General features: G+C 62.2%; 19 protein-coding genes. 7 read left to right on the top strand and 12 right to left on the bottom strand.

The annotated features are described in order from the left end of the window. Positions 1-219: 219 nt before the first annotated feature. The gene (locus AC1DYO_RS21985; protein WP_477266603.1) at positions 220-2190 is read right to left on the bottom strand and encodes an acetoacetate--CoA ligase; all 1971 of its coding nucleotides are present in this window, start codon (positions 2188-2190) and stop codon (positions 220-222) included. Positions 2191-2520: 330 nt separating this feature from the next. Between AC1DYO_RS21985 and AC1DYO_RS21980 the strand changes: the two genes are divergently transcribed. Next, complete coding sequence (locus tag AC1DYO_RS21980) at positions 2521-4374, top strand: AsmA family protein (RefSeq protein ID WP_477266602.1); 1854 nt, start codon at positions 2521-2523, stop codon at positions 4372-4374. Between the two features lie 20 nt (positions 4375-4394). Here the strand turns inward: AC1DYO_RS21980 and AC1DYO_RS21975 are convergent, their stop codons facing one another. The 7 genes from AC1DYO_RS21975 to AC1DYO_RS21945 form a co-directional block, all read right to left on the bottom strand. Next, a complete protein-coding gene (locus tag AC1DYO_RS21975) occupies positions 4395-5213 on the bottom strand; it encodes an ABC transporter permease (protein WP_477266601.1) in 819 nt (272 codons plus the stop codon). After that, entirely contained in the window at positions 5210-6175 is a 966-nt protein-coding gene (locus tag AC1DYO_RS21970) for an ABC transporter permease subunit (protein WP_477266600.1), read from the bottom strand. The genes AC1DYO_RS21975 and AC1DYO_RS21970 overlap by 4 nt, the downstream gene beginning before the upstream one ends. A gap of 9 nt (positions 6176-6184) precedes the next feature. Next, positions 6185-7324 carry an ABC transporter ATP-binding protein gene (locus tag AC1DYO_RS21965; protein WP_477266599.1) on the bottom strand — a complete coding sequence of 380 codons (1140 nt, stop codon included), beginning with the start codon at positions 7322-7324 and terminating at the stop codon, positions 6185-6187. An 82-nt stretch (positions 7325-7406) separates the two neighbouring features. After that, entirely contained in the window at positions 7407-8504 is a 1098-nt protein-coding gene (locus AC1DYO_RS21960; RefSeq protein WP_181058544.1) for a polyamine ABC transporter substrate-binding protein, read from the bottom strand. Positions 8505-8882: 378 nt separating this feature from the next. Beyond that, on the bottom strand, positions 8883-9836 hold the full coding sequence (locus AC1DYO_RS21955) for a DMT family transporter (RefSeq protein WP_477266598.1): 954 nt from the start codon (positions 9834-9836) through the stop codon (positions 8883-8885). A 161-nt stretch (positions 9837-9997) separates the two neighbouring features. Next, positions 9998-10897, bottom strand: a complete 900-nt coding sequence (locus tag AC1DYO_RS21950; protein ID WP_477266597.1) for a DUF2167 domain-containing protein — start codon at positions 10895-10897, stop codon at positions 9998-10000. A 150-nt stretch (positions 10898-11047) separates the two neighbouring features. Then, entirely contained in the window at positions 11048-12475 is a 1428-nt protein-coding gene (locus AC1DYO_RS21945; RefSeq protein WP_477266596.1) for a helix-turn-helix domain-containing protein, read from the bottom strand. A gap of 248 nt (positions 12476-12723) precedes the next feature. Between AC1DYO_RS21945 and aceA the strand changes: the two genes are divergently transcribed. The 3 genes from aceA to AC1DYO_RS21930 all read left to right on the top strand — a co-directional run bounded on the left by aceA (position 12724) and on the right by AC1DYO_RS21930 (position 15055). Further along, positions 12724-14013 carry an isocitrate lyase gene (gene aceA / locus AC1DYO_RS21940; RefSeq protein WP_112561959.1) on the top strand — a complete coding sequence of 430 codons (1290 nt, stop codon included), beginning with the start codon at positions 12724-12726 and terminating at the stop codon, positions 14011-14013. A 63-nt stretch (positions 14014-14076) separates the two neighbouring features. Further along, on the top strand, positions 14077-14319 hold the full coding sequence (locus AC1DYO_RS21935; protein WP_006202762.1) for an SMc00767 family acetate metabolism repressor: 243 nt from the start codon (positions 14077-14079) through the stop codon (positions 14317-14319). Between the two features lie 274 nt (positions 14320-14593). Continuing rightward, positions 14594-15055 (top strand): response regulator, encoded by a 462-nt coding sequence (locus tag AC1DYO_RS21930; protein ID WP_477266595.1) that lies wholly within the window; start codon positions 14594-14596, stop codon positions 15053-15055. A 41-nt stretch (positions 15056-15096) separates the two neighbouring features. On the opposite strand, the gene AC1DYO_RS21925 is transcribed toward AC1DYO_RS21930, so the two are convergent. Then, on the bottom strand, positions 15097-15813 hold the full coding sequence (locus AC1DYO_RS21925) for an HAD family hydrolase (protein WP_477266594.1): 717 nt from the start codon (positions 15811-15813) through the stop codon (positions 15097-15099). Between the two features lie 148 nt (positions 15814-15961). Between AC1DYO_RS21925 and AC1DYO_RS21920 the strand changes: the two genes are divergently transcribed. From AC1DYO_RS21920 to AC1DYO_RS21910, 3 genes are all read left to right on the top strand, one after another. Then, entirely contained in the window at positions 15962-17398 is a 1437-nt protein-coding gene (locus AC1DYO_RS21920; protein ID WP_181058551.1) for a glutamine synthetase family protein, read from the top strand. A gap of 127 nt (positions 17399-17525) precedes the next feature. Beyond that, positions 17526-18812, top strand: a complete 1287-nt coding sequence (locus AC1DYO_RS21915; RefSeq protein ID WP_477266593.1) for an NAD(P)/FAD-dependent oxidoreductase — start codon at positions 17526-17528, stop codon at positions 18810-18812. A gap of 275 nt (positions 18813-19087) precedes the next feature. Then, positions 19088-19969, top strand: a complete 882-nt coding sequence (locus tag AC1DYO_RS21910; RefSeq protein ID WP_477266592.1) for an SH3 domain-containing protein — start codon at positions 19088-19090, stop codon at positions 19967-19969. 48 nt (positions 19970-20017) lie between these two features. On the opposite strand, the gene AC1DYO_RS21905 is transcribed toward AC1DYO_RS21910, so the two are convergent. The 3 genes from AC1DYO_RS21905 to AC1DYO_RS21895 form a co-directional block, all read right to left on the bottom strand. Beyond that, positions 20018-21313: a Mur ligase family protein gene (locus tag AC1DYO_RS21905; RefSeq protein WP_477266591.1), complete on the bottom strand. Its 1296-nt coding sequence runs from the start codon at positions 21311-21313 to the stop codon at positions 20018-20020. Between the two features lie 87 nt (positions 21314-21400). Further along, positions 21401-22696, bottom strand: coding sequence for a Mur ligase family protein (locus AC1DYO_RS21900; protein WP_477266590.1), 1296 nt, complete (start codon positions 22694-22696; stop codon positions 21401-21403). A gap of 179 nt (positions 22697-22875) precedes the next feature. Further along, positions 22876-23622 (bottom strand): SDR family oxidoreductase, encoded by a 747-nt coding sequence (locus AC1DYO_RS21895; protein WP_477266620.1) that lies wholly within the window; start codon positions 23620-23622, stop codon positions 22876-22878. Positions 23623-23892 lie beyond the last annotated feature (270 nt).

Raw genomic sequence — 23892 nt, 5'->3', positions numbered from 1 at the left:
TTAACAACTCCTTACCGGCCGGCCAAAAAATTTACGAATGTGTACCACTCGTGAAATCTAGGTAAATTCGACCGGCATAAATCATTAACCATGCCGGCGCGGTCAGTCCGCCAGAGCGGTTCGCAGGTGGAACCGCTCTGGTTCCTTGTTTTGGCGTAATTCCTCAGGGAAAGCGCTACGCGCTTTTCCCGGGAAAACCGCTTCACACTTTTCCTGGAATTACTCCGCCAGTTGCGGCAGATCCTTGAACAATTCCAGCGCCTCGGGGTTGGCGAGCGCTTCCTTGTTCTTGATGGCGCGGCCATGCACGACGTCGCGCACCGCAAGCTCGGTGATCTTGCCCGATTTGGTGCGTGGAATGTCGGTCACCGCAACGATCTTTGCCGGCACGTGACGCGGGCTGGCGCCGGTGCGGATTTTTGCCCGGATGCGCTTTTCCAGATCCTCGTCCAGTGTCACGCCGGCGGCCAGCCGCACGAACAAAACGACGCGCACGTCATTGTCGAAATCCTGGCCGATGCACAGCGCTTCGAGGATCTCCGGCATCTGCTCGACCTGGTTGTAGATTTCCGCCGTACCGATGCGCACGCCACCCGGGTTGAGCGTGGCGTCGGAACGGCCGTGGATGATCATGCCGCCATGCGCGGTCCATTCAGCGAAGTCGCCATGGCACCAGATAGTGTCGAAGCGCTCGAAATAGGCCGCCTGGTATTTCTTGCCCTCGGGGTCGTTCCAGAAGCCGATCGGCATTGACGGAAACGCCTTTGTGCAGACCAGTTCGCCTTTCTGCTCTCGGATCGGCTTGCCGTCATCATCCCAGACATCGACGGCAAGGCCGAGGCCGGGACCCTGGATCTCGCCGGTCCAGACTGGTTGGGTCGGCAGGCCGAGCACGAAGCAGGAGACGATATCGGTGCCGCCGGAGACCGAGGCCAGATGCACGTCGCTCTTGATGCCGTCATAGACGAAGCGAAAGTCCTCCGGCGACAGCGGCGAGCCGGTCGACGAGATCGCCCGCACGGTCGACAGATCATGCGTTCGGATTGGCTTCAGGCCGGCCTTGCGCACGGAATCGATGAACTTGGCCGAGGTGCCGAAGAAGGTCATCTTCTCGGCATCGGCGAAGCTGAACAGCACATTGCCGTCGGGGTAGAAGGGCGAGCCGTCATAGAGCAGCAGTGTCGCGCCCGAAGCCAGGCCCGATACCAGCCAGTTCCACATCATCCAGCCGCAGGTGGTGAAGTAGAAGAAGCGGTCGCCGTCGACGAGCCCGGCATGCAGCCGGTGTTCCTTGACATGCTGGATCAGCGTGCCGCCGGCCGAATGGACGATGCATTTGGGAATGCCGGTGGTTCCGGACGAAAACAGGATATAGAGCGGATGCGAAAATGGTAACTGCTCGAATGTGAGGGCTTTGGCGGCAAAAGGCGACAGCGCCTCTTCCAGCGCCACCGCCTTGTCGATAATCGCGGCGATATCGCGCGACGTACCGAGATAGTCGACGATCAGGACCTTGCCGACGGTTTCGAGCTTCGTGGCAACGGCTGCAATCTTTTCGGCGACCTCGATTGCCTTGCCATTGTACCAGTAGCCGTCCGGCGCGATGAAGACGACCGGTTCGATCTGGCCGAAACGGTCGAGCACACCCTGTTCGCCGAAATCGGGGGAACAAGACGACCAGACCGCGCCGATCGAGGCAGCCGCCAGCATGGCGGCGACGGTTTCCGGCATGTTGGGCATCATCGCCGCGATGCGGTCGCCCTTCTTCACCTTGAGCGACAGGAAAAGCTGCTGAAAGCGCGAGGTCAGCTGGTGCAGTTCGTTCCACGACAGCCGCCGCTCGATCTTATCCTCGCCGCGAAAGACGATTGCCGCGCCGGATCCGGTCTTCTTCAGCAGGTTCTCGGCGAAGTTCAGCGTCGCATCGGGGAAGAAGGCGGCGCCGGGCATCTTGTCGCCATCGACGAGCACGGTCCCGCCCCCATCGGTCCCCTTGTCGCCGACAATGCCGCAAAAATCCCACAGCAGGCTCCAGAAGCCTTCGCGATCGTCGACCGACCAGCGGTGTAGTTCGGCGTAGGAGGCGAAGGATGTGCCGCTCTTGGCCGCCGCGTCCTTCATGAAGGCGGTCAGGGGTGCTGCGTCGATCTGGTCTTGCGTCGGGGTCCAGAGCGGTGCTTCGGCTGCCATGATCGATCCTCCTTGAAGCCCGTCGCGTCGCAAGACTGATATGCTTTTGTTTCTATGCATGTCGTTGTCCCGGAACCGCTGCACACTTCCGGGCGACATGCATTAGCCCCAGCTTTACAGGCGCCGCTGTCCCAAAAACGCCGCGCCTCGTAGCAGGCTGAAGCAAGCAACGCTTATGCATATCACCCGGCGGCAGAGCAAGATTTTGTTCGGTCGAATGCGGACAGATGTGCGCAATTGCCATCGCCGGGCCATAAAGACTTGAAATGCGTCGGCGCTGGGTTACACCCGTCGGGCGATTTTTGTCGGAATGAAAGCATACGGGGCGATATGCCATCACCTTTGATCCGGCGCGGAGTATGGGCGATCGGCGTTGCCGTGCTCGTCATCGCGCTGGTCGTCGCCGCTCTGCCGCTGATTGCCTCGACCCGGATCGTGCGCGACCGCATCGCTTGGGAGATGAGCGCGTGGAGCGGTTTCAGGGTCACCATTGCCGGTTCGCCGCGCATCGAGGTGTGGCCGAAGTTCCGCGCCATATTGAGCGACGTCACGCTGTCGCAGTGGACCGAGACCGACGCGCCGCCAGTGATTGAAGCTGAACGGGTCGAGGTCGACCTTTCGGCCATGGCGGCGCTGCAGGGCGATGTGGTGTTTTCGACGGCGCGGCTGGTGCGGCCGACAATCCGGGTTCAGCGCACCGCAAACGGTATGTTCCTGCCCGCCATACCGACCGGAGGACGCATCACGCGCTCGATCGACACCGCGCGCGGCGTGGTCGGCGCCGATCCGACCAAGCCCGATCTGAGCAAGCTGCCGGCCGACCCGTTCGGCACCGTGGAATTCAGGGACGGCCGCATGGTCGCCTCCATCGGCGGCAAGGACGTCGAATTGCTGACCAGCCTGTCCGGCCAGGCAAGCTGGGCGGCCATGAACAGCAACGCGACCTTGTCGGCGACCGGCATCTGGCGTGGCGAAAGCGTCACCGTCGATGCCGCCTCGCCCAATCCGCTGGTGCTGTTTGCCGGCGGTGCCGCGCCCGTCACGTTTTCGTTCAAGGCAGCCCCCGCCAGCTTCTCGTTCGACGGCACGGCCGGCATGTCGCAGAACGCCTATTTCGACGGTCAGGCAAAATTCGCCGCGCCATCGCTGCGGCGGGTGCTGGAATGGTCGCAGGCCGGTATCGCCCCCGGTACGGCGATCGGTTCCGTCTCGATTTCGAGCAAGATCACGGCCACGGCCGGCCGCGTCAAATTCGAAAACACCGCGGTGGCGCTGGACAACAACCCGGGAATGGGGGCGCTCGATTTCTCGTTCGGCGACGCCTTGCCGGTGATTTCCGGCACGCTCGCCTTCGACACGCTCGACCTCAGGTCGCTGTTCTCGGCCTTCACGCCGCTGGCGCCCACCGGCGAGACCGGCCCCGGGGAAATCGACACCAGCTTTGCCGACCGCGTCAATCTGGATCTGAGGCTGTCGGCGGCGCATGCCTCGGCGGGCGCGGTCCAGCTTGCCGACGTCGCAGCCACGGCGCAGGTGAAGAACGGGCTTGCCGTCTTCGACATTTCCGATGCGTCGGCCTTTGGTGGCAACGTTCAGAGCAGCCTGCGCTTCGACCGCAAGCCGGAGGGTTCGCAAGTCGAGATCCGGCTGCTCGCCTCCGACATTGACGGCGCGGCTTTCGGCACGGCTGCCGGCATGACGCGACTGGTGCCGGCCAGCACAGGCACGGTCTCGGTTATCCTCAAAGGGCCGGGGAAATCCTGGGACTCGATCTTCGAGAACGCCGACGGCTCGGTCACGGCGACGTTCGGGCCGGGCGCGCTGAGCGGGCTCAATTTGCCGGCGTTTCTGAAGCACACCGAACAGGGCGGCTTCTTTGCCCTTGACGATGTCTCGGACGGGACGCTGCCGATCGACGGCGCCGAGCTCAAGGCCACCATCTCGAAGGGCGTGGCAAGGCTGGACAAGGCCGAGGCCAATTCGGCGAAATACAAGATCTGGCTGTCCGGCATCGCGTCATACGGCGGACGCGGGCTGGCGCTATCGGGCGGTGTTATCCAGGCCGACCCGGCGGCAGCGCCCGCCAATGGTCAGCAAGGCCCCAACCAGTCGTCATTCTTCGTCGGCGGCAACTGGAGCACACCGTTCATTTCGCCGATCAGTCGCGGCATTTCGGGCGAGTAGGCGAGCCGGCTGTCAATCTATCACCCGCGCTGCGCGGCCTGTTCGTCGAGCTGACGCTGAACCTCACGGCGCTTGTTGGCGAGCGAGGCGATGATGACGCCAATGGCGACAACGGCGATCAGAATGGTGCAGGCGGCGTTGATCTCCGGCGTCACGCCGAGGCGAACCTGGCTGTAGATCTTCATTGGCAGCGTGGTGGCGCCCGGCCCGGAGGTGAAGCTGGCGATGACCAGATCGTCGAGCGACAGAGTGAAGGCCAGCATCCAGCCGGACACGATCGCCGGCATGATGACCGGCAGCGTGATCTGGAAGAAGGTCTTCACCGGCGTTGCGCCGAGATCCATCGCCGCCTCTTCCAGCGACCGGTCGAACGAGACCAGGCGCGACTGCACGACAACGGCCACAAAGCACATGGTCAAGGTGATGTGGGCAAGCGTGACGGTGAGGAAGCCGCGGTCGAGACCGACGGCGACGAAGAGCAAAAGCAGCGACAGGCCGGTGATGACTTCAGGCATGACCAGCGGCGCAAACACCATGCCGGAAAACAGAATGCGGCCCCTGAAGCGGGTGTAGCGGGTCAAGGTCAGTGCCGCCAGCGTGCCGAGCACGGTCGCTACCGTCGCCGAAATGACACCGACACGCGCGGTCACCCAGGTAGCGTCCATCAGGCCCTGATTGTGGAACAGCGAGACATACCATTTGGTCGAGAAGCCACCCCAGACGGTGACCAGCTTCGATTCGTTGAAGGAGAAGACGATAAGCAGCACGATCGGCAGATAGAGGAAGGCAAAGCCCAGCACGACCGAGGTGACGTTGAATCGGCTCCAGGTGGCGTTCATTTGTCCTGCTCCTGGGCGCGTGCCTGAGCCTGCTGGAAGAGCATGATTGGCACGATCAGGAGCAGCAGCAGGATGACGGCGACGGCCGACGACACCGGCCAGTCACGGTTGGCGAAGAATTCATTCCACAAGGTCTTGCCGATCATCAGCGTCTGCGAGCCGCCGAGCAGGTCGGGAATGACGAACTCGCCGACCGCCGGGATGAACACCAGCAGGCAGCCGGCGATGACGCCGGGCAGCGACAGCGGGAAGGTGATCTTCCAGAAGGCGGCGGTCGGCGGGCAGCCGAGATCCTTGGCGGCCTCGATCAGCGAATAATCCATCTTCTCCAACGAGGAATAGAGCGGCAGCACCATGAATGGCAGGTAGGAATAGACGATGCCGATGAAGATCGCCGTGTAGGTGTTGAGGATGATCAGCGGCTGATTGACGATGTGAAGCGACAGCAGCAGCTGGTTGAGCAGCCCCTCGGGCTTGAGGATGCCGATCCAGGCGTAGACGCGGATCAGGAACGAGGTCCAGAACGGCAGGATCACCAACATCAGCAAAGTTGGGCGGATCGTCGCCGGCGCGCGCGCCATGCCGTAGGCGATGGGGAAGCCGACGAGCAAGGTCAGGATCGTCGAGACTGCCGCGATAATGACGCTGGTCACATAGGCTTTGAAGTAAAGCGCGTCCTGCGTCAGCCAGACATAATTGTCGAAGCTGAGTTCGCGGAAGCCGGCGAAGAAGCCGGAAATGCCGTCCGTGAAGTCAAGCACCGGCGTGTAGGGCGGCATGGCGATCGCCGACTGCGACAGCGAAATCTTGAAGACGATGATGAACGGGATGAAGAAGAAGAACAGCAGCCAGAGATAGGGAACGATGATGACGAGACGGCTGACGAAGCCGGCGCCGAGCCGCGTCAGCAATGGTTTGGCCGCGGTCGATGGACCAGCGTCGGTGATGGCGATGTTGGACATGGCCGCCTCCTACTGTGTCAGCACGACGCCGGCGTCGGGCCGGAAGGAGACCCAGGCGCGGTCGTTCCAGGTCAGCGGATCCTCGGTGACGCGTGCCGCATTGAGCGCGCTTGCCCTGATGATCTGCCCGTCATCCAGCCTGATGTGGTAGACGGTCATGTCGCCGAGATAGGCGACGTCGTAGACTTCGCCCTCAAGCGCATTGACGGCGTCCGCCGGCTTCGTCGACGACACCTTGATCTTCTCCGGCCTGATGGCGAAGACTATGTCGGAACCGGCCTTCGTATCGGTGCTGTTTTCGACGACGATCTGGGCCCCTGTCGCGCCGGTGATGCGCGTGGTGTTTGCCGCCCGCTCGGCGACCTTGCCTTCGAACATGTTCACATTGCCTACGAAGTGGGCGACGAAGCGTGACGTCGGGGCTTCATAGACTTCCGCCGGCGTCGCCACTTGCATGACCTCGCCCTTGTCGATGATGGCGATGCGGTCGGCCATGGTCATCGCCTCTTCCTGGTCGTGGGTGACGACAACAAAAGTCAGGCCGAGATTTTGCTGCAGATCCATCAGCTCGAACTGCGTTTCCTCGCGCAGCTTCTTGTCGAGCGCGCCGAGCGGCTCGTCGAGCAGCAACACTTTCGGCCGCTTGGCAACCGAGCGGGCGAGCGCGACGCGCTGACGCTGGCCGCCGGAGAGCTGGTGCGGCTTGCGCTTGGCAAACTGCTCGAGCTTGACCAGCTTCAGCATCTCGGCGACGCGCTTTTCGATATCCGGCGCCGGCATGCCTTCCTGCTTGAGGCCGAAGGCAATGTTCTTTTCCACCGTCATATGCGGGAACAGTGCATAGGACTGGAACATCATGTTGACCGGACGGCGATAGGGCGGAATGCCGCGCAGGTCCTGGCCGTCGAGAAGGATGCGGCCGGCGGTCGGCTCCTCGAAGCCGGCAAGCATCCGCAGCAGCGTCGACTTTCCGCAGCCCGACGCGCCGAGCAGGGCGAAGAACTCGCGCTCGAAAATGGTCAGCGACAGATTGTTGACGGCGGTGAAGTCACCGAACTTCTTGGTGACGTTCTCGAATTGAATGTACGGCTTGGCGTTCGGGTCGTTCCATGGCGCGAAATCCCTGCGGATGCTGCCAAGCGATTTCATGTCCCACTCCGTCCTGTTTTTTTTGCTTCTTGCCCCAGAAGAATGGCCCCGGCAGGTGACTGCCGGGGCCATGTCGCATTGCTTACTGGCCGGTGACGATCTTGGTCCAGCTGCGCGTGATCAGACGCTGCGTCTTGGGATCGTAGGGCTGGACCGTATAGAGTTTTTTCAAGGTCTCGGCGTCCGGATAGACCGCCGGATCATCCAGCAGCGCCTTGTCGACGAATTGCTGCGAAGCCTTGTTGCCGTTGGCGTAGAGCACATAGTTGGACGACTTGGCGATCACTTCCGGCTTCATCATGTAGTTGAGGAATTCGAGTGCCTCGGCGACATGCGGCGCATCGGCGGGGATCGCCATCTGGTCGAACCACATCTGCGCGCCTTCCTTGGGCACGGAATAGCCGATCTCGACGCCCTGCTTGGCCTCCACGGCGCGGTTGCGCGCCTGGAAGACATCACCCGACCAGCCGACCGCCAGGCAGATATCGCCATTGGCGAGCGCGTTGATGTATTCGGACGAATGGAATTTGCGGATATATGGCCGCACCTTCAGCAAAGTTTCCTCGGCCTTGGCAATGTCGTCGGGTGAGGTGCTGTTGGGGTCGAGGCCGAGATATTTCAGTGCCGCCGGGATGATGTCGGCCGGCGAGTCCAGCACATAGACGCCGCAGTCCTTCAGCTTGGCCAGGCTGTCGGGATTGAAGAACACATCCCAGCTGTCGATCTTGTCGGTGCCGAGTGCTGCCTGCACTTTCTTGAGGTTGTAGCCGATGCCGACGGTGCCCCACATGTAGTTGACCGAATATTCATTGCCCGGATCGTATTTGGCGGTCCGCTCCAGAACCGTGTCCCACATGTTGGAGATGTTCGGCAGCTTCGACTTGTCGAGCTTCTGGAACACACCGGCCTGGATCTGGCGCGCCAGGAAGTTGCCGCTGGGCACGACGACGTCATAGCCGCTGCCGCCGGCAAGCAGCTTGGTCTCGAGGATCTCGTTGGAATCGAAGGTGTCATAGACGACCTTGATGCCGGTTTCCTTGGTGAAGTCCTCGATGATCGAGCTGTCGATATAATCCGACCAGTTGAAGACATTGACGACGCGGTCCTCGGCATGGCCACCGACGGTAAAAAGCGTCAGAAATGCCGAGGTTGCCGAAAGCCAGAGCGCTTTGCGGATCATGCTGTTCTCCTTTGATGAGTGTTCCTTCGCCAATTCGTCGCTGTTCCAGCGCGATTGGGCATTTGCTTCAGAGTATTGAGCTTTCCGGGCAGCCACAAGCGCCAACTGCCGGCGCGATGCGGGCGGTTCGACGAACGGCGGATGATGGCTCTGTGTGCTCGCCTGGCGGGTATGCCGACGCCGTCAGAGGCTTTCGCCGTGGCGCGGGCAGGGATACGACGCTGTGATCCGGTCTTGGTCCGACCGGCGGGGACACTTGGCAAGATAAGCCTGTCTTGTTGTTGCCGTGGCTCCAGCCTGCCCGCGCGGCAGCAACGTTGTCAATGGCCCATCTCGCGCTTTGGGGCGCGCGGCTCCGTCAATTAGGGCAAAGGCAGGTCAATTGGGGGAAGGCAGGCCGGTGACGCCGGGCCGCGCCGGCCGTGCCTGGCGCTTGAATTCGAGCCCGATATGGACAAGCAGCGCGGCAACCACCACCGCGCCGCCGATGATGGTGCGCCCCGAGGGCACCTCGGCATGGACGAGCCAGACCCAGATCGGGCCGAGGATCGGCTCGAAGGTGCCGAGCAGTGCCGCGATGGCCGCCGGGACCAGCCGGGCGCCGGTGGCGAAGAAGGCAAGGCCAAGACCAAGATTGACGACGCCGAAGGCAAACAGGAAAGCCATGTCGTGGCTGGAAACGGCGAACTGCGTGGCTTGCGATGCGGCGAACGCCGCTGCCAGCATCGTGCCTAGGCAGGTCGCCGGCGTCATGCGGACATGGGCGAAGCGCCGGGTGATGACGGTGGCAACCGAGAACATGACGGCGATCAGCAGCGCCAGGCCGTCGCCGATCGGCGATACGGCGCCGTCGAGCGATTCCGACACCATGATGGCGACGCCGGCGATGACGGCGGCGATCGCCACCCAGGTCGCGACGGCGACGCGTTCGCGAAACAGCATCCAGGCCAGCAATGCCGCCAACAGCGGAACGCCGGCCTGCATCAGCAGGATGTTGGCGACGGTGGTGTAGGCGAGCGCGACCACGAAGCACGTCGAGGCGGTGGCGAAGCACACGGCCACGGCAAGGCCGGGCAGGCCCATGTCGCGAAACAACCTTAGCATGCCGCGCCAGCCGTCGCGCCAGGCCATGAAGCAGATCAGGAAGGCAGCCGCCCACAGCGAGCGCCAGAACACCACCGTCCAGCTGTCGTTGGTGTCGATGAAACGGGCAATGGTGCCGCCAAAACTCCACATCAGCGCCGACAGGAACACCAGCAGGAAGCCGACGCGCTCCTCGCGCGGCGAGACGATCTGCGGAACGGCGATCGGCGATGATGTCGTATCGGTCATGGGGTGCGACTGTCGGCTATCTCGGGACGGCATGATGCACAAAGGACGACAGAAACGTGCCGCATTCGCCTAGCGCAAAGGTAACGGCCGCACGTGATCCAGCCCGGCATTCCCTTTGGCGCACCGCCTGCCAGTCGGCGGCATGCGAACGACCGGGAAGTCTATGACGTGGTCTTGTTGCCGCGGATGAAGCGCCAGAGACCGGCCAGCGGAACCAGCAGCAGAATGCCGAATTTCTTCAGCGCGATGAGCGCCACCGCAATGAGCCCAGCCTTTGCCGCCAGTTTGCCGGCGATGAGGCCGCCAATGCCGACAGCGGCGACCGTGTCGGTGCCGGGCAGAAAATCGGTGTATTTCTTGCCGGTGTTGAAGTCCGCCACGCCCAGCACTTCATCCAGGCTCTGCTTGATCTCCGGCAATTGTTCCACCGTGGCGATGTAACTCATTACGAAGACGCCTTCCCGGCCGAGGAAACGGACGTCGTAATTGAGCGTGTGGACGGTATCGTCCCCGAACTGCAGTTCCTTGGCCCAGTGCAGCCGCTTGTGGACGAAATCATAGACCGGCGGCGAAGCCCAGCCGATCAGCTTGATCGGGGGAAAGCCGTCCTTCACCCGCTGATCATTGGCCGACAATGTGTCCGCCTGCATGTTGCTCAGCAGTTCGGTGTAGTCGATGGACGCGGCGTCGGTGTCATCGACATAGCCGATCTTTTCCCAGCGCAATTCAATGCCCCAACCGTTGCCGGCGATGGGTTCATACTTGACCGGAAAGATCATTCCGAGGGCTTCGGACGCGGTATCAGGCGGATTGCCCCAAGCCTCGGTCAGGACGGACGTCGCGTCCTTCTTGTCCAGAAAATAGAACTTGTCCTTGAGGTCGAGATGAATGCCTTCGGGAAGGTCGACCGCGCCGGTCTTCGGGTCGATCTTGTCCAGGAATGCCTTGCCGTCGTCACTATACTGTTGATAGCCCTTGAAAAATTCAGAGGATTTTTCCGCCAGAGCAGGCCCTGCCGAAAGGGCAAGCGCCACGCCAAGCCACAAAGCTTTCCTGTTCATCCTTGAATCCCCCCGGCTGACACGCAGCTTGCCCTTCGAATACCGCAGCGCCGATGCTTAATCAATATTTGGTTCGGCGATGGTTCGGGCCGCACTCTATTGCTTAACGCCAACAGCTCCAGTCTTCCGGGACGGCCAGCCCGAGAAGCGTCACTGGAAATCGAAGGCGCTCAGACCCGTCACCATCTCGTCGAGGCCGAGCGGACGGGTCACCGGCGGCTCGGCGCGGGCGAGGCAGCCGATGCGCTCGCATAGCCGGCAGGCCGGACCGACCGGCGTGGCGGCGCCCTGTCCGGCCTTTGCTGGCAGCCCTGCGCCATAGACGATCTCGTCGCGAAAACCGATATCGCAGCCCAACAGCAGCGCGGTACGGCGCGGACGCTCGGAGAACGAGCCCTGCGGCCCCTCGAGCGTGCGGGCGATGCAGAGGAATTCGGCGCCGTCAGGCATTTCGACCGCCTCTACCAGGATCTGGCCAGGCAGTGCGAAGGCGGCATGGACAGGCAGCTTCGGACAGCCGCCGCCAAAACGGTTCTGCGGAAAGCCCTGGCCGCCCGCCTTGCGGAAGCGGTTGCCGGCGTTGTCGACCTCGAGCATGAAGAACGGCACGCCGGACAAGCCGGGACGCTGAAGCATGGTCAGCCGGTTCGCCGCCTGTTCGAAGGAGACGCCGAAGCGCGAGCGCAGCACGTCGATGTCGTAGCGTGCCCGAACTGCGGCTGCGTGGAAGGCCTGATAGGGCATCATCAACGCATGGGCGGCGTAGCGGCCGAGTTCGAAGCGGGCGAGCCGGCGGGCCTCGTCCGTACCGAGCTTCAACGCCTGGATTTCGCCGGCGACAGCGACCGTCATGCGGATCAGGCAGGCCTCCATGGCGACTTCGCGCAGCTGGTCGAAGGGCGATAGCCGCTCCGACAGGAACAGACGCTGCGAATGGCGGTCATAGCGGCGGCGCCAGTTCGGCATGGTGGCGACCGGCAGCACCTTGACGACGATGCCGTATTCGCGCTTCAGCCAGGCTTTCAGCGCGCCGAACAGATCATCGCCGGGGTCGAGTACGGAGGTGAAAGCCTCGGCCTCTTCCTCGAGTGCTGCAAAATGGTTCGGCCGGCGCTCGAAAATCTCGTGCACCTCGTCGATCGGCAGCCGTGCGCCAGAAAGTGCCGTGGCTCGGCCCTCACGCGCCAGAAGCTCGTTGAGATCGGACAGCCGCTCGGCCTGCTCGCGATAGGCGCGAAACAGTTTTATCATCGCGGCCGACGCGTTGGGGGCGGCCTCGGCAAGCTCGATCAGCTCCTGGTCGCCCGGCAATTCGCCGGCAAGCAGCGGATCGCCGAACACTTCCTTCAAGGCCGAGATCGATCCCCTCGCCTCGCCCTGCAATTCGTGCGGATCGACCTTGTAGACCGAGGCCAGTTTCAGGATCAGTTGCACCGTCAGCGGCCGCTGGTTGCGCTCGATCAGGTTGAGATAGGACGGCGAAATGCCGAGCCCCTCGGCCATCGCCGTCTGGGTCAGGCCCTTGGCGACGCGGATGCGGCGGATGCGCGGCCCGGCGAAGATCTTCTGGTCTGCCATCAACTGTCCTTGACAAGAATTTACACGACTTGTGCGCGGCTAGAGCGCATCCGGTTTTTACAATCATGACAAATTTACAGCGCTTGCCAGTCAAATACAATACAGGTTTTCTCTTATTTATGACCGGAGACGACGGTTTTTCTCGCTCTCTTCGCGGCGCAATGTAAATGATGTCACACACCGACGGCGCAAAATCTCCGATGGCGCGACGTTGCAAGACACTGGCATCGATTGATCTGGAGCGACCAATGACTGATTTTTACAACCTCGTCCCGTCCGCGCCCGAAGGCCGCTTCGATGGCATCGAACGGCCCTATTCGCCGGACGACGTGAAGCGGCTGCGCGGCTCGGTCCAGATCCGCCAGAGCCTTGCCGAAATGGGCGCCAACCGGCTGTGGAAGCTCATCCATGAGGAAGACTTCGTCAACGCACTCGGCGCCATGTCCGGCAACCAGGCGATGCAGCAGGTGCGCGCCGGGCTGAAGGCGATCTATCTCTCGGGCTGGCAGGTCGCCGCCGACGCCAACACCGCGTCGGCCATGTATCCGGACCAGTCGCTTTACCCCGCCAATGCGGCGCCGGAATTGGTCAAGCGGATCAACCGCACACTTCAGCGCGCCGACCAGATCGAGACCTCGGAAGGCAACGGCCTGTCGGTCGATACCTGGTTCGCGCCGATCGTCGCCGATGCGGAAGCCGGTTTCGGCGGACCGCTCAACGCCTTCGAGATCATGAAGGCGTTCATCGAGGCAGGTGCGGCCGGCGTCCACTACGAAGACCAACTGGCTTCGGAGAAGAAGTGCGGCCATCTCGGCGGCAAGGTGCTGATCCCGACCGCTGCGCATATCCGCAACCTCAATGCGGCGCGCCTGGCGGCGGACGTGATGGGCACGCCGACGCTGGTCGTGGCACGCACCGATGCCGAAGCGGCAAAACTTTTGACGTCCGACATCGACGAGCGCGACCAGCCCTTCGTCGACTATGACGCCGGTCGCACGGTCGAAGGCTTCTACCAGGTCAGGAACGGCATCGAACCGTGCATCGCGCGGGCCATTGCCTATGCGCCGCATGCCGACCTGATCTGGTGCGAGACCTCGAAGCCCGATCTGGCGCAGGCCAAGAAGTTCGCCGAGGGCGTGCGCAGGCATCACCCCGGCAAGCTGCTCGCCTATAATTGCTCGCCGTCGTTCAACTGGAAGAAAAATCTCGACGACGCGACGATCGCCAAGTTCCAGCGCGAACTCGGCGCCATGGGCTACAAGTTCCAGTTCATCACGTTGGCCGGTTTCCACCAGCTCAATTTCGGCATGTTCGAGCTGGCCCGCGGCTACAAGGCGCGGCAGATGGCGGCCTATTCCGAGCTGCAGGAAGCCGAGTTCGCGGCCGAAGTCCACGGCTACACCGCGACCAAGCACCAGCGCGAGGTTGGCACCGGCTATTTCGACGCCGTGTCGATGGCAATCAGCGGCGGCCAGTCCTCGACAACCGCCATGCATGAATCGACCGAGCACGCGCAGTTCAAGCCGGCAGCGGAATGAGCCAGACCAGCATTACCAACAGAGGAAACGCCCGGAACGGGCAAGGGACATAGGAGAAGAAAAATGGCATCGATAAGCCGCGTCAAGGAACGTGCAGAAGAGCAGTCCACGACCATGAGCGTCGACCAGCAGGCGACCATCCGGATGCTGGCCAACGACCTGCACAGGCTCAATCAATCGGTGATGAAGGCAGTCGAGGCGGGCGTCTCGGTGGAACTGGTGCGCTCGGCCCGGCACCATGGCGGCGACGGCAATTGGGGCGACCTGCTGATCCCCGTCATCGTCACCCAGCAGAGCCACGGCTGATCTTCCCTTACGGAAGCTTTGTGCTTACGGAATCTTCTGACACGGTCGTGCACTGGCCGATTTCAACGTCACCCGCGCGTTTTCAGCGCGGGTGACTTTCGTTTTTGCGTAACCGCTTAACTACAGTCCGAAAACTGAACTTGCTCTAGTGACCATTATTTCTTGCTATATTCGGGGCGCCCGTCGTTTCAGCTTGACAGGGCCGTGATCTCACGCCAATTGTCTCTCGGATTTCAACCCTGCATTGAAGCAGCGCAGAGTGCCCGCCCCGCCCATGTGCCCTGTGAATCGCGAGACCGACACCGCCAAACATCTGAATTCGAAAAGCGGGGGCGCAAACTCCGAGATATCAACGGATTTCTCCCACGTTCTGGTGGTCGGAAAATCGCCGATCAACCGGGTGGTGGTGTCGAAGATCGTCGAGAAGTCGGGGCTGAAGCCGATCTCTGAGTCGCCCGAAATGGCGACCAAGACATTGCGCACTCTTATTCCGGGTGCCGTCGTTCTCGACGGCGGCGCCGACAACAAGGACTGCGACGCGCTGATGTCGGCCATCGACGCCTTGCGGCGGGCGTCGGGGCGGTCGTTACCCTCGGTGATCCTGCTCTCGACCAAAAACGGCACGCCCGAAAGCCTCGGTCTGTCCAGCGTCATCGATGTGGTGGTGACCAAGCCGATCACCACCGAAAGGCTGCAGCCGGTGATCGACCGGCTGATCGGTCTCGGGCGCGGCTGATTGCAGTCTGGCCCAGCCCGGCCGAAACGGGTGCGGGGCGGTCAACCGTCCTTGTCGATGCTTTCGATCAAAGCCGGCAATTCGCCAAGATCGGCAATCGAGCGGAAGCGGGGAGCTTCGACCGGCGGCTCGACGTGCTCCAGCACCCAGGTCAGTTCGTGCGGCACATGCACACCCCAGCTGCCGGCCTCGATGGCCGGCACAACGTCGGACTTCAGCGAATTGCCGACCATCATGCTGTTCTGCGGGCTGCCGCCATGGCGACTGAATATCCTGGCATAGGTGGCGGCGCTCTTGTCGCTGACGATCTCGACGGCATCGAACAGGTCGCCGAGGCCGGACGCCGCCAGCTTGCGCTCCTGGTCGAACAGATCGCCCTTGGTGATCAGCACCAGATGATAGGCGCCGGCGAGCCGCTCCACGGTTTCGCGCGCATGCGGCAGCGCCTCGACCGGATGGCCGAGCATGTCGCGTCCGGCGGCAAGGATTTCGGCGATGGTCGAGGCCGGCACATGGCCTTCGGTCACCTCGATCGCCGTTTCGATCATTGACAGGGTGAACCCTTTGATGCCGAAGCCGTAGACGGCAAGGTTGCGCTTTTCGGCTTCGAGCAGCCGCGCCGAAATATGCTCGGCCTCGCCATGATCGGCGAGCAGTGCCGCAAAGCGCTTCTCGGTCAGGCGGAAGAACTGCTCGTTCTGCCACAGCGTATCGTCGGCGTCGAAGCCGATAGTGGTCAAGTTGCGTCTGGTTGGCATTCGGTGTCTTCAACTGCTCGATCTGCGGGAGGCTGACCCTAATCTGCGCGGAGCGATTTTCAACCACGAAGGCGAACTCGGGCGGGCTCCCCTTCCCTTCCATCACCCGCCACGGCTATACTCCGAAATCCGCAACCCAATCTGGTGAATGATGCCGCCTGCGAAAAAGGAAGTCCGTCCGTCGAACCGCGGAGGACGCGTCCGCACGCCTGCCTTCGTGAAAAATCAACGCGGCGTGAAGAACTGGAAGGAAGTCAGCGCCTGGCTGGAATGGCGCGGCATCGAAGACATAGAATGCATCACACCCGACCAGGCGGGTGTCGCCCGTGGCAAGATGATGCCGTCGAAGAAATTCACCTCCAACACCTCGCTGGCGTTGCCTTCGGCGGTGTTCATGACGACGATTTCGGGCGGCTATCCCGAGGATGGCAACGGCTTCCACTATCCGGAGGATGATGGCGATCTGAAGCTGATGCCGGATCTGTCGACCCTGACGGTGGTGCCGTGGGAAGAAGACCCGACGGCAGCTGTCATCTGCGATCTCGTCCACCAGGACGGCCGCTCGGTGGAGTTCACGCCGCGCAATGTGCTGAAGCGCGTGCTGGCTGCCTATGACAAGCGTGGGCTGAAGCCGGTGGTGGCGCCCGAGATCGAATTCTACCTGGTGCGCAAGAACCCCGATCCGGATTATCCGCTGACCCCGCCTGTCGGCCGTTCGGGGCGGGCGATCGGCGGCGGCGCCGGCTATTCGATCGCCGGCGTCAACGAGTTCGACGAGCTGATCGACGACATATACCATTTCTCCGAGAGCCAGGGCCTGGAGATCGACACGCTGATCCACGAGGAGGGCGCCGGCCAGCTCGAGATCAATTTGCGCCACGGCGATCCGATCGAACTTGCCGACCAGGTATTCATGTTCAAGCGCACCATCCGCGAGGCGGCGCTCAAGCATGAGATCTATGCCACCTTCATGGCCAAGCCGATCCAGGGGCAGCCGGGTTCCGCCATGCACATCCACCAGTCGATCATCGACAAGAAGACCGGCCAGAACATCTTTTCGGCGCAGGACGGCTCGGAAACCGACGACTTCTTCCATTTCATCGGCGGCATGCAGAAGCATGTGCCGAATGCGCTGGTGATGTTTGCGCCCTACGTCAATTCCTACCGCCGGCTGACGCAGTCGGCCTCGGCGCCGGTCAACAACAAATGGGGCTATGACAACCGCACCACGGCGTTCCGCGTGCCGCGCTCGGACCCGGCGGCGCGGCGTGTCGAAAACCGCATCCCGTCTTCCGACGCCAATCCCTATCTGGCGCTGGCGGCGTCGCTTGCCTGCGGGCTGATCGGCATGACCAACAAGATCAAGGCCGAGCCTCCGGTGCTGACCACCGCCAACGCAGACGAGATCGACCTGCCACGCGGGCTGCTCGAGGCCGTCGACCTGTTCGAAGGCGACGAGGAATTGTGCGCGCTTCTGGGCAAGTCCTTCGCCGCCACCTATGCCGCGATCAAGCGGGCGGAGTTCGAGACCTTCATGGAAGTGATCAGCCCGTGGGAGCGGGAGTATTTGTTGCTCAACGTGTGATCGGCAACTTCGTCGCGTCAATGGTGAACGGTGAATGGTGAGTAGTTTCATATTGGATGGATGAGCGCAGGCGACGCGCGTCTCGCAGCCATTCACCATTCACTATCCATCATTGACTGGCGTTCCCATGCCTTACCAATCACCGATCTCACCTGGCCGCTCCTGGTACGAAGACACGGCGGGACCTCGACCCGAATATCCAGCCCTCGATGGCGACCGCACCTGCGATGTTGTCATCGTCGGCGGCGGCTTCACCGGCCTGTCGGCGGCAGCGCATTTGGCCAAGGCTGGAGCCAACGTCGTGCTGATCGAGGCGTTCCGTTTCGGCGATGGTGCTTCCGGACGCAATGGCGGCCAGCTTGGCACCGGCCAGCGCGCCTGGGCCGAAGAGATGGAGGCCGAATACGGGCTTTCCCGCGCCAAGGCCCTGTTCGGTCTTGCCGAAGAGGCGAAAGCGCACCTGCTGGAATTCGCCGCCGTCAACCAGATCGACATCGAATACGTGCCCGGTCAATTGTCGGTGGCGCACAAGCAGCGCTATGTCGACGACTACAAGGCGCATGCCGAGATCATGGCGGACCGTTTCAATTATCCGCACATCGCCTTCATGGATGCGAGGGAAACGGCCGAGCGGCTGGGCTCCACACGCTACTTCGGCGGTACCCGCGACACCGGCACCGGGCACATCCACCCGATGAAGCTGGTGATCGGCACGGCGAAGGTGGCGGCCGCGGCCGGCGCCCACCTGTTCGAGCAGACGCCGTCGACCGGCATAACGTCCAGCGGCGGCAAGGTCAGGGTGACGACGCCGAGAGGCACCATCACGGCGCAGAAATGCCTGATCGGCGTCAACGCCTATGGCGGCACGCTCGAGCCGGTGAGTGCCGCACACATCATGCCGATCGGCTCCTTCATCGGCGCGACGGTGCCGCTGGGCGTCAATTCGAAAGTGCTGCCGGGCGGCGAGGCGGTCGACGATTCGCGTTTCGTCGTGCGCTATTTCCGCAAATCCAGGGACGGAAGGCTGCTGTTCGGCGGGCGCGAGGTCTATGGCGTCAACGATCCGAAGGACATCCATATCCATATCCGCCGGCAGATAGCGGAACTTTATCCGGACCTCCGGGACGTCGAGATCACCCATGGCTGGGGCGGCTATGTCGGCATCACCGTGCCGAGAAAGCCGTTTGTGCGCGAGGTGATGCCCAATGTGATCTCGGTCGGCGGTTATTCCGGCCATGGCGTCATGCTGTCGAACTTCTTCGGCAAGCTCTATGCCGAGACCGTCGCCGGCAACCGCGACCGGCTGAAGCTGATCGAGGACCTGAAAATCCCGGCCTTCCCCGGCGGCAGACGCTTCAGAACGCCATTGCTGTTCCTGGCGCTCAACTGGTTTGCGCTGCGGGACCGAATATAGGGAACGTATCTCATATCAGTCGGGCTGATACCGGGCTGATTCTATTGAGATGTTGGTTGCCGCAGCGAGACGTTGCGGAATCCTTAACAAGAGCGCAGAATTCCTCCCAAGGGCGCACTGATGCCACAATCAAGGGCAAAGGATGCCGGTTCTGGGCGATTGAACGGGGATTTCCGCGGGCTTGCCCGCTTTGTTGTTGGGACCGATGCCGATCGGATGCCGGACTGCCGGCGCCGATCGAAAGAACACCGGCTCATCTTTTGGAGGTGGCAAGAGTGAATGAGCCCTTCGGTTTCGGCGCGCCGGAACGACGGCGCTTTGCCATGCAGTTCGGTTACGATATGCGGCCCTCCTTCTGGCAGGGGGTGCGCACGAATTCGCATCTGGTGATAGCCGCGGTCGGCACCGCAGCGCTGCTTGGCGTGGCGGGTATCGCGCTTTGGCTGGCGTTGCCGGCCAACGACCGGCAGGCGAGCGCCAGCACGCAGCCTCTTTCGCAGCAGAGCGTTCCAACCATCCCGGTCAAGACAACCAAGATCGCCCCGGTCACCCCGGCGGCGACAGTTGCAGCGGCAGCGGCGCCGCAAGCCGCACCCAAGGGCGATGCGGTTTCACGAACGGTGGCTGCCGGGGCGGCCGCGATACCGGCGCTGGCGGCCAACGATCCGCGCTGGACTGCGCCGCAACCGAACAGCGACGCTGAAGCCAAGCCGTCCGATCAGGCCACGACTGAGCAGGCAGCCGCCAAACCGGCCGATGCGGCAGCTTACGAGGAACCGTCGGCACAGAGCGATGCCACGACGCAGCTGTCTAAAGTTGCTGCACCAGACGCCACTGCGAAGGACGGTCACACCGACGTCGCGGAAACCGCCGCGATCCCGACGCCAAAGCCGCAACTGCCGGACGAGCAATCTTCCGCCGCAACGGACGATACACAGGCCACGACCAAGCCACAGAAGGTGGCTGCTGCCGCCGGCACCGGACGCATCCTCAGGGCGGTGACAATGCGCACCGATCCGCAGAAAAACGCCGCCGCCATGGGAACCGTGCCCGCCAAGTCGTCGGTGCAGGTGGTGAGCTGCAAGAAATGGTGCCAGATCGTCTACAACGGCAAGCGCGGCTGGATTTACAAGAGCTACATCAAGACCGGGGCGTGAGACAACGACGTCGTCGAGGCTGCCGAAGACGAAGCCGCCAGATTCTGGTCAGCCGCCGAGCAGCCATCTGAAACGGTGTCTTCTGCGAGCAAGTTTGCGCTTCGCCAGGAAATCCCGGTGTTCCTCGAACGGCACTTCATAGAGGCCGCACATTTGGCAGCTTTCCGACTTGCCGCATACCGCGATCCAGCATTTCACATCGTGCGTCCAGGCGAGCGCGATCCTTTCCAGGTGAAGGTTGGACGAACTTTTCAGCAGAATTAGTTCTCCTGGGACTGCCGTCTGTTTGATATGATCCGAAACTTCCTTGGCACTGCGAAGCTCAATGAAACGGCCGCTGTCGCGGTCGACCTGGCTGGCGCGCGAGCGATGCGCATTGTCGCCGGTGTAGATGACCTCATCGGCGATTTCGCGCGCGATGTTGTAAGCGGTGCCGTATTTCCTCGACGAGCCGGCATAGTCGGATATCTGCCCAAGCACAATGCGCTTACGAGCGGCCTTGGCCTTTGCAATCATCTCCAGGGCAATGTTGAGCGAATGCCAGGGCGCCTTAGCTGTATCGACCAGGAATTGCGGACCTGCTGGTACCTCTTGCACCGTAGAGCGGTTGGGTAGCGGTTCAAACGATGCCGTTCCCGCTATGACTTTCTCTGGCGGGACGCCAAGTTCCAAGGCGGTGGCCACAGCCGCTGCAGTCGGCAGCCAGAATTGCTCGCCGGGAAAGGGCGCTTGAATATTCAAGCTCCCATCGCGCCAACGAAGGGTGAACCGCAGCAATTCTGGATACGCGGCATACACGTCACTCACGCGGTGGTCTGCCTCGTCGGATTGACCAAAGGTCGCAATCCGGCATTTCGCGCCAGACGCCATACCGAGCACCAGTGGGTCATCGCAATTGAGAACCGCAAGTCCATCGGGGTGGAGTGCCTCGACCAGCGCCCGCTTCTCTCCCGCTACAGCTTCCAGAGTCCTGAACTTACCAAAGTGCTCCAGGCGGATCATCGTAACCACCGCCACGCTCGGCTTCAGCATCTGCGCCATGGCGCTGATCGTGCCGAAGTCGGAAGCGCCGGCTTCGAAAACGACGTAATCGACTTTGCCAGTCCTCCTCAGCCGCTTGTAGAGCGTTCGAATGAGCGCAGGCATTGTGTTGGCTTGGGCCTGTAGATGCACCTTGCCTTGGGCGCTCAGTATGTGTGCAAGCAGGCTGGTGGATGTGGATTTGCCGGAGCTGCCGGTAATGCCGATGAACGTCGCCTTGTTACGCGCTCGCACCCAGCGCGCCTGCAGCCGTCGCAGCGCCCACCCCAAGTCCTTGCGATTTTTCGGGAATTCCAGTTTCACAACCCGCCAGTTCTTAGCCCGGCCTAATATGCGTCGTGCCAAGTTCCCGAGTCAAACGGGGCGCTGGCGTGCTTGGGCCCAAAAACTTTAACGACCGAGGAGCCGCAGCAGTCTGTGCTTGCGGCGCTTCATTTTTCTCTGCGCGACAAACTCGCGGTGCTGCTCAAACGGCACTTCATAGAGACCGCATTGCTCGCATCCCTCGGTTTTGCCGCACACCGAAACCCAACACCGGACGTCGTGGGTCCAGGCAAGCGCGACGCGCTCGAGGTGAAGGCTGGATGAACTCTTGATCAGGATCAGTTCGTCCGGCTGCGCGGTTTGCGCGACGTAGTCCGACACTTCTTTTGCCGTGCGCAGTTCAATGAAGCGGCCACTGTCGCGATCGGCCTGGCTGGCCTTGGAGCGATGGGCATGATCGCCGGCATAAATCACCTGGTCTGCGATCTCGCGCGCGCCGCTGTAAGCGTCGGCATATTTCCTGTTCGAGCCGGCAAAATCCGATAGCTGGCCAAGAACGATGCGTTTTCGCCCGAATGTCGATCTGGCTACCATATCGAAGGCAAGGCTCAGCGAATGCCAGGGCGCCTTTGCGGCATCCACGATGAAGTGGGGACCGCCTGCAGGGACGAGCACCTGGCCGCGATTTTCCAGAGGCTGGAACGTCGCGGTCCTGTCCTTTACCATCTGCGCAGGCACTCCCAGTTCAAGGGCTGTGGCCGCGGCCGCAACCGTCGGCAGCCAGAAATGCTCGCCGGGGAACGGCGTCTCGATATCGAGCACACCGCCGCGCCAGTGGAGCGAGAATCGCAACGGCCTGGGATAGGCGGCCTCGATATCGCTGACGCGATAATCGGCCCGCTCCGATGTGCCGAATGTGACGGCGCGGCAATCGCTCGCCGAGGCCATGCCCAGCACATGCGGGTCATCGGCATTGAGCATAGCGAAGCCGCCCGGCTCCAGCGCCGCGACCAGTGCGTGCTTTTCATGCGCAACGTTTTCCAGAGTCTTGAAACTGGCGCGATGCTCCAGCCGGACCATGGTGACAACAGCGACATCGGGGCGAAGCAACTCGGCCATCGGCTTCATTGTATCCGGGCCGAACGCAGCCGCCTCGAAGACGACGTAATCGGTTTTGCCGCCCTTCCTCATTCGCCTGGATAGCGTGCTGACCAGCAGTTTCATCGTGTTGGCCAGAACCTGTGTATAGACCGAACCGTGGCCGGCCAGGATATGTCCAAGCAGGCTCCCCGCCGTCGTCTTGCCGGAACTTCCGGTAATGCCGATGAAGGTCGCTTTGCTTCGCGCCCGCGCACGCCTGGCCAGGTAAAGCCGCAGCCGCCAGCCCAGATCGTAGCGGCTTTTCTGCTGCCTGATCTTCATCACCCGCCAACACTATCCTCGATCCATTGTGCCTTTCGGTGGATCGTGGAGTCAAACTGGGGCCCGGTGTGACGACGTCAACTGCTCGTTCCTCGGCCGGCCGGCAAACCGATGCGACCTCTTGCTGACGTTGCTCTGTCCGCCATGGATTGCGAACAGAGAGGTACTTCCCGAATTGCTCAGATGCAGCGTCCGCCGTCGACTTCCAGCGCCACGCCGGTGATGAAGGCGGCTTCATCCGATGCAAGCCAGAGCGCGGCGTTGGCGATATCGAGCGGCGTCGACAGACGGCCGAGCGGGATCGAGGCGCGGAACTTCTCGCGGATTTCGGGCGTATCGGCGCCCATGAACTTCTCCAGCATGCCGGTTTCGCCGGCAACGGGGCAAAGGCAGTTGACGCGGATGTTCTTCGGCGCGAGCTCGACCGCCATTGATTTGGTGGCGGTGATCGCCCAGCCCTTCGAGGCATTGTACCAGGTGAGGCCCGGCCGCGGCCGCAGACCCGCGGTCGAAGCCGTGGTCAGGATGACGCCGCCGCCCTGCCGCTCCATGATCGGCACCACGGCAAGTGCGGCGTGATAGATTGCCTTTATGTTGACTGCGGTGATCAGGTCGAAGGTCGCCTCGTCGACGTCGAGCATGTCGCCGTTGCGATGGGTGTAGCCAGCATTGTTGACCATGATGTCGATGCGGCCGAAGGCGCTTTTTGCGGCATAGACCATCTCGTCGAATTCGGAACGCTGCGAAACGTCGGTCTGGGTCCAGATCGCGGCCTCGCCGATCTCGGCGGCAACACGCTCCGCGCCCCTGGCGTTGAGGTCGGCGACAACCACCTTTGCACCCTCTTCGGCAAAGCGCCTGGCCATGCCTTCGCCGAAGCCCGCGGCAGCACCAGTGATGACGGCGACCTTGTTTTCCAGACGCATGCTTTTCCCGCTCATTGAAGATCACCTCGCAAGCGCATTTCTCTCTTTGTTTTGATGCATGTCGATCTCCCAGAACCGCTGCACACTTCTGGGCGACATGCATTAGCTTTCGTCACATTCCCGCTCTATGTTGCAGGCGCGAAAGCTCCCCGGGACCATAGCTTGACGAAAAGCCTCAGGGTGGCAGCCAGTGTCAAGGCACATTTGGACCGAATCAATATGCAGTGATTGGTCCCTGATGTGACACCATGGCACTGGCAAATTTAAATC

It is taken from the genome of Mesorhizobium sp. P2_F5, assembly GCF_056403715.1.
This window is presented reverse-complemented; position numbering and strand designations above follow the sequence as displayed.